The organism is Streptomyces sp. NPDC001750 (genome assembly GCF_042892615.1).
GTDB lineage: Bacteria > Actinomycetota > Actinomycetes > Streptomycetales > Streptomycetaceae > Streptomyces.
The window spans coordinates 359,062-371,037 of the sequence record NZ_JBIAUE010000004.1; the positions used below are offsets into that span (position 1 = coordinate 359,062).

Consider the following 11,976-nt stretch of genomic DNA (forward strand, 5'->3'; position numbering starts at 1 on the left):
CAGTGTGACGGAGAATGTCCCGCTGCCGCAAGGAGCTTTCTGCGTCACGGCAGAAGGCATCGCGCGGGGCGTGAACGGGCCGCCGCAGCACGGAACTTCACACGGAAAACCGCTCGCAGAAAACCGCCGCAGCGCTTCCACGCTACCGCCTGCACTGCCACGATTACTAAAAGTCGCCGAAATCGGTGCGCAGAACAGCACCAAGGCGCGACCCCGTCCACCTGCACCACACCTCATGCCCCCGGCCAGGAATCCCATGACAGACCCCTCCACGAATCGGCCGTCGGAACCGACCGCGAACGGCGTCGACTTCCGCGTGACCGAACTCCCCCTGGACATCGAGACCGCGGCCCGAGCCGCCGATGCCGCCCTCGAACTCCGACTCGGCACCACCACACGTCGGGAGATCAACGCCTGGACGGTCGAACTGCGGGGACGCGTCAGCCTCTTCGCCGAAGAAGTCCTCGACCACCAGCACAGCACCGCGACACGAGCCGCCCGATGGGAGGTCGACCAGCTCCTCGCGTCCACGCCGGGCGACGGCGTTCTCGTCTTCAGCGCCTACCAGCACCTGCGCGACCTCGCCCGGCTGCTGCGGTGGCTGGTCGCCGAGTACCGGAAAGAGACGGAGGCGGCCGTGACCTCACCCCTCCCCACTCGGCCGTCGCCGGGCGCTCTCGCCGAGAACAACGGCCACTGCCTTCCGGAGCACGAGGCCGTACCTTCGGAGGACGGGACGTGAGCGAACTCCGTCGGCAGATCGCGTACATCCTCTGCCTCACCGCCCTCGGCGGCTCACTGGCCGTAGCGGTGCTCCATTGACGAGGCGACGACTCCTCGACTGTCGCAAGTCAGGACAAGGGCCCCCGGGTAAAGGGCCATCCAGCACCGCAGAAATGCCAGAGACGAGGCTTACGACTTGGTGGGCGTCCTGCGCACCACTGTCGAGCGTGTGGCTGACAAAATCTCCTGCCCGACAGCCGTCCGAATGTGTGACGGCTGGCAAGCCGGCAGGCCCCACAAGTCCTCGTCGAGCGGCCGGCCGGCACCTGGTCTTGGGTCGAGAACCGCACCGGATTACCCATCGCGGCGGCGCACGCTGACTATCTGCAAGGGACCACATGAGCGCACCGAACAACAACACAGCGGCCGAGCTGCGCGCGAAGTTCGCTGCCTCCCTCTGCGAGGGACACTCGAGCGGATGGCTGGCTGCGTTCGCCGACGTGCCACGGGAGCAATTCATCCCCGTCTTTCTCAGGCAGGACGAGCAGGGCGAATGGAATGAAGTGTCTGCTGCCGATCCCTGCTACCTGGAGACCGTTTATTCGGACACGGCCTTGACAACGCAACTCGACGAACACGGTGTCCCGACCTCGTCGTCGAGTGAACCCGGGTTGATGCTGACCATGCTGGACGCGCTGGATGCACAGGTCGGCAACACGGTGTACGAGCTGGGCACTGGTACCGGGTACAACGCTGCTCTGCTCGCGTCGCGCCTGGGCAGCGACAGTGTGGTGAGTGTGGACGTCGATCCCGAACTGGTGCGCCTCGCCCGCGAACGGCTGGCCCAACGCCGACTCCGGCCCCTCACGTTCGCCGGGGACGGCGCCAAGGGCTACCCGGCCCGCGCGCCGTACGACCGCGTCATCGCCACGGCCGGACTCCGGTGCATCCCACCCCCGCTCCTGTCCCAGGTACGTGAAGGCGGGGTGATCGTAGCTCCTGTCGGTTTCGGTGTGGCAAGGGTTGTTGTCCCGGACGGCGGCGAGGCCGCTGGACAGTTCCTCCCGACGCCCGCGTACTTCATGCCGCGCCGCACGGCGGGAAGGAGTCCCGACTTCGCGGGGCTGGGATTCCGACCGGTGGAGAGGACTTCGGTTCCGGTCCAGGACGTGCTCGACCGGTTGAGGTTTCCGCTGTCGCTCGCACTCCCCGGATACCACTCGTGTTCCTGGCGTGATGACGAGGGCGACCTGACCGGTGTGGGACTATGGGTGGACGACGGTTCCACGGCCACGGCCCACGTCGGGGGAAAGGTCCGGCAAATCGGCGCTCGTCGACTCTGGGACACCGTTGAGGAACTGGCCTCGATCTTCCCGGAGGGCACCCCCGCCCGTGAGGACTTCGGGCTCGCGATCACTCCGGACAGCCAGCGCGCCTGGTACCGCGAGCCGGACGGCCCTTCCTGGACGCTGCTTTGACGGCCGTGGAAATCAGGCGGGACGGACATCACATCGACGAGTTGCCCCCGCCGCGCCGACGCGGACGATTCGGCCCTCGCGGTCAAGTCATCGCGAGGCCCGGCACCGCCCCTGACATCTCGCTGGACGCCTTCCGGACAGGCCAGGATGCCACCGCGGAGCAGAGGCCGGACGACGTCTGCGCCCGCTGACTGCGCCCAAAGACCATTCGGTACCGGCCTGCGCCGCGATCACGCCGAAGTGGACGCCCCCGCCCGCGCCCCCGCCCGGCGCGTACGGCACGATGGGGCGCCGTCGAACGCGTACCCGCATCACCGCGCCCACCAGGAGGAACCCGTGACCGCCGAGTCCGTCGCCGAGCCGTCGCCGGAGATTCTCGCCGCCTTCCAGGCCGCCAAGGGCTTCATGCCGGTGGTGGAGGGGCTCGCGCTGTACCGGGCCGCCGTGGAGGGCGCCGCGCTGGGGCTGCCGCTTCTCGAAGTGGGGACGTACTGCGGGCGCTCCACCATCCTGCTCGCCGATGTCGCCCGCGCCGCCGGGGTGACGGCGCTGACCGTGGACCACCACCGGGGCAGCGAGGAGCAGCAGCCGGGCTGGGAATACCACGACCCGACCGTGGTGGACCCGGAGGTGGGGCGGATGGACACCCTGCCGACGTTCCGCCGGACACTGCACGCGGCAGGCCTGGAGGACCACGTCGTGGCCATGGTCGGACGGTCCCCGCAGGTGGCGGCCGTCTGGAACGGGGAGCTGGGCTTCGTCTTCATCGACGGCGGGCACACCGACGAGCACGCGAACGGCGACTACGAGGGCTGGGCGCCGCATGTCGCCGACGGCGGGCTGCTGGTGATCCACGACGTGTTCCCGGATCCGGCGCACGGCGGGCAGGCCCCGTACCGGATCTACCTGCGGGCGCTGGCCTCCGGCGCGTTCACCGAGGTGTCGGTCACGGACTCGCTGCGGGTGCTGCGGCGCACGGGCCCGGGGATCTGAGCCCGACGTTCCGAGGCCGGGGATCCGGGCCGGGGACGGCGGCGGCAGCCGTCGACTGCGGTACGGGCAGCCCGCGTACAGGCCGGTGCGGACCCGGGCGTCGGGCCCGGTACGCACGCGCGGGGCGTCGGGCGCGGGGCGTGCACGACGGGCGGCCGGGGGCACCCCCCGATAGCATCGCGTGGTGCCGTACGACGAGAGCGTTCCCCCCACCCCGCGCCGCCGGCCCCCGCGTGCCGCCGCCGCGCTCGCCGCCGTGTCCCTGTGCCTGACCGCCGCCGGTTGCGGCGCGGCCTCCGACGACGGGCTTTCCGGCCGGTCGGCCGATCCCCGGCCGGGCGGTGACGGCACCTCCGCCGCCGCGCCCTCGGGCCCGGCACCGGACCGGACGTCCGCCGCCCCGTCCGGTCCGTCCTCGAAGGCCGCGGACCGCCCGGGGGCCGGGCCGCTGTCCGGGAAGACCGTCGTCATCGACCCCGGCCACAACCCCGACAACCGCCTGCACACCCGGGAGATCAACCGTCAGGTGGACGTCGGCACCGGGCGCAAGGAATGCGACACCACCGGCACGTCGACCGACGCCGGTTACGCGGAGGCCCGGTTCACCCTGGACGTCTCGCACCGGGTGCGCGATCTCCTGCGGGCGCAGGGGGCGAAGGTCGTGCTGACGCAGGACGGCGACCGCCCGTACGGGCCGTGCGTGGACGAGCGGGCCCGGATCGGCAACGCGGCGGGGGCCGACGCGGTGGTGTCGGTGCACGCGGACGGTTCCGCGGTCGGCAACCGGGGATTCCACGTGATCCTCCCCGGGCTGGTGCGTGCCGGAAAGGCGGACACCTCGAAGATCGTCGAACCGTCCCGCGACCTCGGCGCGCGAATCGCCGGTCTCTTCCTCCGCGCCACCGGAAGTGCGCCCTCCAATTACATCGGCGACAAAACCGGGTTGGACGTTCGTAAGGATCTGGGCGGACTGAATTTGTCGACCGTGCCCAAAGTGTTCATCGAATGCGGCAATATGCGTGACCCGAAGGACGCCGTCCTGCTCACCAGTGCGGGATGGCGCCAGAAGGCGGCGCAGGGCATCGCCGACGGCATCAGCGGCTACTTGAAGGGGTAGCAAGAGGACGTTCCGAGGCGAAACTGGGGGAAGTGCGTCACGGTTCCCTGCCGACGCACAACCCGGCCGGGCAGACGATAGATTCATCCGTACGATGGGGAGCCACCCCCGAGCTTCGCGCCGCGACCGCCCGCCGGCGGCGACGGCGACCACCCCGACGAGACGACCGACGAAGGACCTTCACGTGAATATGCGCTCCCTCACTAGAGGCGACGGCGTGGTGATCGGAGCAGCGGTGGTGCTGTTCATCGCCTCTTTCCTCCACCTCAGCAGTTACGAGTGCCCGCCGGGCATCAACTGCTCCAATTACTCGGCCCCGAACGCCTGGGACGCGCTTTCGCTGCTCATGAGCGTCTTCCTGGGCGGCATCATCGCGGCGGCGCTCGTCATCGTGGGCCGCACCATGCCGAGCCGCAAGGTGCTCGGCTTCGAACTCGGCCAGCTCGGTACCGCGTTCAGCGTATTCGTGCTGTGGACGGCGTTCTGGACGCTGATCGACTCCAGCAACGCGGGCGCCGGTCTGATCCTCGGTCTGCTGGGTGCGGTCGTGCTCGCGGTCGGCGCGGTCGGCACGCCGCTGATCCCCGCTCTCAAGGCGCCGCTGATGGGTGCGCCGGGCCCGACCCCGCAGGCCGTGCAGTCGCCGTACGGCGGCCAGCCGCAGGCCGCCGGCCAGGGGTACGGCTACCCCGGTGCCCAGCAGCAGCCGTACGGGGCGCAGCCGGGTCAGCAGCAGGCGTACGGCGCGCAGCCGCACGCCGGTCAGCCCCAGGCGGGCCAGTCGCAGGGCGGTCAGCCCCAGGCCGGTCAGGCGCACGCGCAGGCGGGGCAGTCTCAGGCGGGGCAGCCGCAGGACGGTGCACCGGCCGGTGACTTCGCGCCGTTCTGGTTCGCGGTGCCGGTGGCGCGTCCGCTGTACGGCGAGGACGGTTCGCCGTCGCCGATCGCCGAACTGGCGCCGGGCACCTGGTACCTCGCGGTCGAGCAGCGCGGTTCGGCGCTCGTCGCGCAGACCCAGGACGGCCGTCGCGGCGTGCTCCAGGACACCACGGGCATCCAGCGCGGCTGAGAGCCTGTCGGGTAACCCCTGACCCGGACGGCCACGCCCCGGCACGCACGTTTCCGGCGTTGCCGCGATGTCCTGGTAGCGGCGCTACCAGGACATCGCGGCGCCTTGGAACCGCACGCACCATGCCGCGTCCGCTTTCCGATCGCAGGTCACCCGACAAGCTCTGAGCCCTCGTGCCGAGCGGTGGCCCCTCGCCCTTCCGGGCGGGGGGCCACTGTCGTACCCTCCGTCCTGCACCAGAGATCTGATACACCGTCAGAATCAGGGGAGGCGACGGGATGCGGCTCGGACTCGCGCTCGGCTACTGGGGCCGCGGACCGGACCCCGGCCATCTGGAGCTCGCCCGGGAGGCGGAGCGGCTGGGGTACGCCTCGGTGTGGACGGCGGAGGCCTGGGGTTCCGACGCGTTCACCCCCCTGGCCTGGATCGCCGCGCACACCTCCCGCATCCGGCTGGGCACCGCCGTCGCGCAGATGGCGGCGCGCACCCCGACCGCCACCGCCATGCAGGCGCTCACTCTCGACCATCTCTCCGGCGGCCGGATGACGCTGGGGCTGGGGCTGTCCGGGCCGCAGGTGGTGGAGGGCTGGTACGGACGGCCCTTCCCCCGCAGCCCGTTGACCGCGACCCGCGAGTACGTCGATGTGATCCGGCAGGTCCTCGCCCGCGAGGCTCCCGTCCAGCTGGCCGGGCGCTTCCACTCCCACCCGTACGGCGGCCCGGACGGCACCGGTCTGGGCAAGCCGCTGAAGTCCATCACCCACCCGCTGCGCGCCGGGCTCCCCGTACTGCTCGGGGCGGAGGGGCCGAAGAACATCGCGCAGACCACCCGGATCGCCGACGGCTGGCTGCCGTTGTACTGGTCGCCGCTGCGTCCCGAGGTGTACGAGGCATCGCTCACCGACCTGCCCGAGGGGTTCGTGATCGCGCCGATGGCCCGCGCGCGGGTCTGCGACGACGTCGCCGAGGGGCTGTTGCCGGTGAAGGCGATGCTCGGCTTCTACATCGGCGGGATGGGGCACGCGGCCCGCAACTTCCACGCCGATCTGATGGCGAGGATGGGGTTCGAGGAGGAGGCCCGGCACGTCCAGCGGCTCTTTCTCGAAGGGCGCAGGGAGGAGGCGGTGCTGGCCGTGCCGGACGCGTTCGCCGACGAGATCTCGCTGGTCGGCCCGCGGGAGCGCATCGCGGAACGGCTGGAGCTGTGGCGTGCGGGGCCGGTGACCGACCTGCTGGTGACGGCACCGGACCCGCACACACTGCGGGTGCTCGCGGATCTCAACTGACGCTTCCGGGCGGCCGGTCCGGGTCCCTGGGCCAGGAGGCGGCGGGCTCGGCCGGTACGGGGACCCGGCGCGCGGCACCCGTGGGCCCCGGGCGGTCCGGATCCGTGGGCCAGGCGCCGGGGGTGTCCGTCGGTACGGGCCCCACGGGTGGTGCGAGTGGTGCGGGCCGGGAGCGCGGCCGGGCCGTGGTGCGCTCCCAGGGCTGCGGATCCGGGTACGTCACGAGCTCCAGGGTGCTCCCCCAGGGGGTGCGCAGATACGCGAACCGGTTGCGCTCCCCCGCCTCCGGGCCGGGCAGCGGCTGGGGCGGGGCGAGGAGTGTGGCTCCGGCGGCGACGCAGTCCCGTACGGCCGCGTCCAGGTCGTCCGCGTACAACGACACGTGCTGCCAGCCGAAGTCGCAGGGCAGCACCGGGGGTTCGCGGCGCGGGCCCTGGAACTCGAACAGCTCGATGCCCGGGCCCTCGCCGGGAAGGGCCAGCATCCTGACCGCCAGCTGCTGGGTGCCCGCCGGGACACCGAGCCGCCGCTCGACGTCCGGCCCGCCCCGTGGTCCCTCGTGGCGCCGCAGGGTGTCGTACCGCACCACGGCTCCGAACGCCCTGGTCAGGAAGAGGGTGGCGGTCTCCAGATCGGGGACCGTGACCCCGATGTGGTCGATGCCTCGCACGCTCGTGCCCGTCATGGCTTCACCGTCCCTGTCCCGGCGCCGCGCGCACCGCGCCGCCCGTCCCGTCGCTCCCGGCGCGGATGCCCTCCGGGAGGGTGCCGTCGCGCGACCAGGCCAGCAGTTCCCCGACCGGCCATGTGGTGACGACCCGGTCCGCCGGGACACCGCACTCCTCGGCGCGGGCGCAGCCGTGGATCTGCCAGTCCAGCTGGCCGGGGGCGTGGGCGTCGGTGTCGACGGCGAACAGGACACCGGCGTCGACGGCGCGGCGCAGCAGGCGGCGCGGCGGGTCGAGCCGCTCGGGCCTGCTGTTGATCTCCACGGCCGTTCCCGCCTCCGCGCACGCGGCGAAGACCCGGTCCGCGTCGAACCGCGACTCCGGACGGCCGCGGCCGGTGAGCAGGCGGCCGGTGCAGTGGCCGAGGATGTTCGCGTGCGGGTGGCGGACGGCGGCGATCAGGCGCCTGGTCATCGGCTCGGCGTCCATCCGCAGCTGGGAGTGCGCGGAGACCACCACGACGTCCAGTCGCTCCAGCAGGTCGACGTCCTGGTCGAGGGAGCCGTCGGAGAGGATGTCGCACTCGATGCCGGTGAGCAGCCGGAACGGCGCCCACCGGGCGTTCAGCTCGGCGATCTCGTCCAGCTGTCTGCGCAGCCGCTGCGGGGAGAGTCCGTTCGCGACGGTCAGCCGGGGCGAGTGGTCGGTGAGGACCGCCCACTCGTGACCCAGTTCCGCGGCGGTGCGGCCCATCTCCTCGATGGGGCTGCCGCCGTCCGACCAGTCGGAGTGCAGATGGCAGTCGCCGCGCTGGAGGGCCAGCAGATCGGTGCCGCCCTCGGGGCGCGGCCCGGCTGCGGCCGACTCCTCCAGCCGCGCCAGGTAGCCGGGCACCTTCCCGGCCAGCGCCTCGCGGATCACCTCGGCGGTCCTCGGCCCGATGCCCCTGACCGACTCCAGCGAGCCGTCCTCGGCACGCCGTGCCGCCTCCCCGTCCGCCATGCCGGCCACCACCGCTGCGGCCGTGCGGAACGCCTGTACGCGGTAGGTGTCGGCGCCGCCGCGTTCGAGCAGGAAGGCGATCCGTTTCAGGGCGCGGACAGGCTCCATCGCCGCCTCCACAGGGCCGCCGGGCACGAGGCCCCGGGTGCCGCGGCACCCGGCACCGCGGGCTGTCCCTTCCAGCTTGGCCCAGCGCGGCCCCGCCCGCACAGCAGCGGACGGGGCCCCGTGCCCCCGTGCCCGTGCCTCGGGCCCACGTGCCCGGGGCCGCGTCCGCCCCGTGGACCGACGCGGCATCGTCCCGCCGGGCCCCCGGGGGCCGCTCCGGCGTGTCCGGGGCTCAGCCGAACGTGGTGCGCTCCAGCCAGAAGTCCAGCAGCTCGGCGTCCCCCAGCACCTCGACCCGGTCGCTGTCGGCCGGGAGGCGTCGGTTGAAGACCAGCATCACGTCGGTGAGCGGGCCGCGCAGCGAGACGGACGCCTTCTCGTGGCCGCGCCGCCAGGCGAAGCCGTCCTCACCGAACTCGATCAGCCACTCGGCGTCCGGGGCGTCCGTGGCGTGCAGATGGATCGAACGCCCGGGACCGGTCAGTTCCAGGGCTTCCTTCCTGTATCCCGTGGAACGTACGAAGGTGATGATCTCCAGCCACTCGTCGATCGTGTCGGCGGCGAGTTCGGGGGCCACCGCGTAGTCGGCCCCCGCGGCGAGCGCCGCATCGGCCTGGTGGACGATGGTCTCGTGCGCCATGCGGCGCGCCCAGAAGCCCGTGCTCGGCTCCCACGCCCAGGACCACACCTCCTGACCCGGTCCGGCCGCCCGCAGCGCCTCGACGGTCTTCGCCGCGCCCTCCGCCAGCCAGGCGTCGAGGGCGGCGGGGTCGTCACCCTCGGGCGAGGATCCCGGCACGCGTTCCGGCGGGAGCGCCTCGGTGGCCCGGGTGCGTACGATCTCGCCGACCCAGCGATGGGCTCCGCCCACGTGCACGGCGAGGTCGCGCAGGTTCCAGTCGGGGCAGGTCGGCACGGTCGCGGAGAGGTCCGCGCCGCGAAGCACGGACCTCAGCGCGTCGGTGCGGCTGATGATCTCGTCACAGTAGAGGTCGTGCGAAAGTGATCCCATGCCCCGACCCTAACGAATGGGCCGCGCCAAGCAGGAGCATGGTCCGGCGAGTTGGGATGCGCTGGGCACCTGGTCCTCGATCACGGCCCCGGCGCCGCGTCCCGTGCCCTCGACGTTGTCGATGACGTCCCGGAAGGCACCGATGTCGCCCCGGCCCGCCCGGCCCCTGCGGAGCTTCTCACCGCGTCCCTTGAGCGACTCGATGCCCGTCGTGAGCGCTGCCACCGCCTTCGACAGCAGCGGGTCGCCCGCACGCGTCTGGCCAAGTCCGTGCACGACGCCGGATGGTCGGCGTTCGTCACCATGCTGGAATACAAGGTCGCCCGGTACGGACGCACCTTCATCAGGATCGGGCGCTTCGAGCCCACCTCCCAGCTCTGCTCGCAGTGCGGCGTCAAGGACGGCCCCAAGCCCCTCCACGTCCGCGTGTGGACGTGCGGGGCCTGCGGGGCCGTCCTGGACCGGGACATCAACGCGGCGGTCAACATCGCCAAGGCGGCCGGACTGGCCGTGACAGCCCGTGGAGCGCAGGTAAGACCGGGACTCGTCCCGGCACCGCGCAGCGAAGCGGGAACCCACCCGACACCGCAGCCTTCAACGGCGCGGTAGACGGGAATCGCCCTCGTTCACGGGGGCGAGGATGTCAATTCGAAGGCTCCCGGCAGCAGTCCGGTTCCAGTCCGTGCGGCAGGCGTTCGCCGCCGAACACGGCGGTGGTGGCCTCGTCGCCGCCGAGCGCGGCGACCGCGAGCAGCAGCGAACCGGCGGTCCAGGTGGTGAGTTCCTGGGGCCAGAAGTCCCGGTTGCCCTCGAAGACGTACCCCGTCCAGTACAGGCCGCCGTCCGCGCGCAGGTGCCCGATGGCCTGGAGGATCTCCAGCGCCCGGTCGGATTCGCCCATCACCCAGAGCGCCAGGGCGAGTTCACAGCTCTCGCCGCCGGTCACCCACGGGTTGGGGAGCACGCAGCGCACTCCGAGACCGGGAACGACGAAGCGGTCCCAGCCCTCGTCGATCCGTTCCTTGGCCGCCGCTCCGGTGACCGCGCCGCCGAGGACCGGGTAGTACCAGTCCATCGAGTAGCGGCTCTTGTCCAGGAAGCGCTCGGGGTGCTCCCGGATCGCATGGCCGAGGGCCCCGGCCGCCAACTCCCAGTCGGGCTGCGGCTCCTCGCGCCGTTCGGCGATGGCCAGCGCGCAGCGCAGGGCCTGATGGATGGAGGAGCAGCCGGTCAGCAGCGCGTCGTGGACGGGGGTGCCGTCGGCCTCGCGCTTCCAGCCGATCTGGCCGCCGGGCCGCTGGAGGCGCAGCACGAACTCGACGGCGGCGTGGACGGTCGGCCACATCCGGTCGACGAACGCGTCGTCGCCGGTGGCCAGGTAGTGGTGCCAGACACCGACGGCCACGTAGGCGCAGAAGTTGGTCTCCAGGCCGCGGTCGGTCGGCTGCTCCGGATCACCGTCGTGGTAGGCGGCGTACCAGGAGCCGTCACCGTTCTGGTGCCGGGCCAGCCAGGTGTACGCACGTTCCGCGGCGGCGTGTTCGCCCGCGGCGTCGAGGGCCATGGCGGCCTCGACGTGGTCCCACGGGTCGAGGTGGTGGCCCCGGAACCACGGCAGGGCGCCGTCCTCGCGCTGCACGGCGAGCAGGGCGGAGACGGTCTCGGCGGCCTGCTCGGCGGTGAGGACCCCGGGCAGGACGAGGTGTTCGGTCTGCTCGGGAGTAGTCACGCCTCGGCCCTGGACAGATCCTCGGCGGCATCGCGAGCGGTACCGGCGGTGGCGGCCGCGTGAGCGGTCCCGGGCAGGTGCGGCTTGGTCGCGTACGCCACGAAGCTCTTGCCGACCACCGGATTGAGCAGCTGCTCGGTGATCCGGGTGAGGGCGGGCTTCTTCATGATGTCCCAGACCAGCAGCTTGTGGTACGCGCGGACGGGCAGCGCCTTGTCGTTGTCGACGCCGAACGCGCACTTGAGCCACCAGTACGGCGCGTGCAGGGCGTGGGCGTGGTGGGTGCCGTACGGCTTGAGACCGGCGCCGCGCATCCTGGCGAGCAGTTCGTCGGCCCGGTAGATGCGGATGTGGCCGCCCTCGACCTCGTGGTAGGCGTCGGAGAGCGCCCAGCAGACCTTCTCGGGGCCGTAGCGCGGAACGGTGACGGCGATCCGGCCGCCGGGCTTGAGGACCCGCACCATCTCGGCGAGCACGCCCTTGTCGTTGGGGATGTGCTCCATGACCTCGGAGATGATCACGACATCGAACGACTCGTCGGGGAAGGGCAGGTTGAGTGCGTCGCCCTCCATCGCGGTGGCGGTGGCGCCCTCGGGGGCCTCCCCCGCCTCCTTCATCGCGGCGAACCACTTCGCGACCTCGCGGATCTCCTCGCCGTTCCGGTCGAGGGCCACGACCCGGGCGCCGCGCCGGTAGCACTCGAAGGCATGGCGTCCGGCGCCGCAGCCCAGGTCGAGCACTCGGTCGCCTGCGGCGAGCGGGAAGCGGGTGAAGTCCACGGTCAGCACGGG

The 11,976-nt window shown here is 72.0% G+C and carries 12 protein-coding genes and 1 pseudogene; 7 read left to right on the forward strand and 6 right to left on the reverse strand.

What is annotated here, in order from left to right; genetic code table 11:
• Positions 1-256: 256 nt before the first annotated feature.
• The 6 genes from ACFYY6_RS09815 to ACFYY6_RS09840 all read left to right on the forward strand — a co-directional run bounded on the left by ACFYY6_RS09815 (position 257) and on the right by ACFYY6_RS09840 (position 6,666).
• Entirely contained in the window at positions 257-742 is a 486-nt protein-coding gene (locus ACFYY6_RS09815; RefSeq protein ID WP_389192459.1) for a hypothetical protein, read from the forward strand.
• 379 nt (positions 743-1,121) lie between these two features.
• Complete coding sequence (locus ACFYY6_RS09820) at positions 1,122-2,201, forward strand: methyltransferase domain-containing protein (protein WP_389192462.1); 1,080 nt, start codon at positions 1,122-1,124, stop codon at positions 2,199-2,201.
• A gap of 336 nt (positions 2,202-2,537) precedes the next feature.
• Positions 2,538-3,194 (forward strand): class I SAM-dependent methyltransferase, encoded by a 657-nt coding sequence (locus ACFYY6_RS09825; RefSeq protein WP_388650830.1) that lies wholly within the window; start codon positions 2,538-2,540, stop codon positions 3,192-3,194.
• Positions 3,195-3,378: 184 nt separating this feature from the next.
• Positions 3,379-4,311 (forward strand): N-acetylmuramoyl-L-alanine amidase, encoded by a 933-nt coding sequence (locus ACFYY6_RS09830; RefSeq protein WP_351520244.1) that lies wholly within the window; start codon positions 3,379-3,381, stop codon positions 4,309-4,311.
• A gap of 184 nt (positions 4,312-4,495) precedes the next feature.
• Positions 4,496-5,380 (forward strand): hypothetical protein, encoded by an 885-nt coding sequence (locus ACFYY6_RS09835; protein ID WP_389192465.1) that lies wholly within the window; start codon positions 4,496-4,498, stop codon positions 5,378-5,380.
• A gap of 278 nt (positions 5,381-5,658) precedes the next feature.
• Positions 5,659-6,666, forward strand: a complete 1,008-nt coding sequence (locus tag ACFYY6_RS09840; protein ID WP_351520247.1) for an LLM class F420-dependent oxidoreductase — start codon at positions 5,659-5,661, stop codon at positions 6,664-6,666.
• Here ACFYY6_RS09840 and ACFYY6_RS09845 read toward each other — a convergent pair.
• The 4 genes from ACFYY6_RS09845 to ACFYY6_RS09860 form a co-directional block, all read right to left on the reverse strand.
• Entirely contained in the window at positions 6,659-7,351 is a 693-nt protein-coding gene (locus ACFYY6_RS09845; protein WP_351520249.1) for a VOC family protein, read from the reverse strand. The two genes, ACFYY6_RS09840 and ACFYY6_RS09845, sit on opposite strands and share 8 nt — an antisense overlap.
• 4 nt (positions 7,352-7,355) lie before the next feature.
• Positions 7,356-8,444 (reverse strand): PHP domain-containing protein, encoded by a 1,089-nt coding sequence (locus tag ACFYY6_RS09850; RefSeq protein ID WP_351520251.1) that lies wholly within the window; start codon positions 8,442-8,444, stop codon positions 7,356-7,358.
• Between the two features lie 232 nt (positions 8,445-8,676).
• Positions 8,677-9,456 carry a maleylpyruvate isomerase family mycothiol-dependent enzyme gene (locus tag ACFYY6_RS09855; protein WP_351520252.1) on the reverse strand — a complete coding sequence of 260 codons (780 nt, stop codon included), beginning with the start codon at positions 9,454-9,456 and terminating at the stop codon, positions 8,677-8,679.
• A gap of 9 nt (positions 9,457-9,465) precedes the next feature.
• Complete coding sequence (locus tag ACFYY6_RS09860) at positions 9,466-9,732, reverse strand: hypothetical protein (protein WP_389192570.1); 267 nt, start codon at positions 9,730-9,732, stop codon at positions 9,466-9,468.
• Here ACFYY6_RS09860 and ACFYY6_RS09865 point away from each other — a divergent pair.
• Positions 9,700-10,065, forward strand: a pseudogene (locus ACFYY6_RS09865) (RNA-guided endonuclease InsQ/TnpB family protein); the annotation flags it as partial. The gene ACFYY6_RS09860 and the pseudogene ACFYY6_RS09865 overlap by 33 nt on opposite strands.
• 34 nt (positions 10,066-10,099) lie before the next feature.
• Here ACFYY6_RS09865 and ACFYY6_RS09870 read toward each other — a convergent pair.
• Positions 10,100-11,185 (reverse strand): prenyltransferase, encoded by a 1,086-nt coding sequence (locus ACFYY6_RS09870; RefSeq protein ID WP_351520253.1) that lies wholly within the window; start codon positions 11,183-11,185, stop codon positions 10,100-10,102.
• Positions 11,182-11,973 carry a methyltransferase domain-containing protein gene (locus ACFYY6_RS09875; RefSeq protein ID WP_389192468.1) on the reverse strand — a complete coding sequence of 264 codons (792 nt, stop codon included), beginning with the start codon at positions 11,971-11,973 and terminating at the stop codon, positions 11,182-11,184. The genes ACFYY6_RS09870 and ACFYY6_RS09875 overlap by 4 nt, the downstream gene beginning before the upstream one ends.
• Positions 11,974-11,976 lie beyond the last annotated feature (3 nt).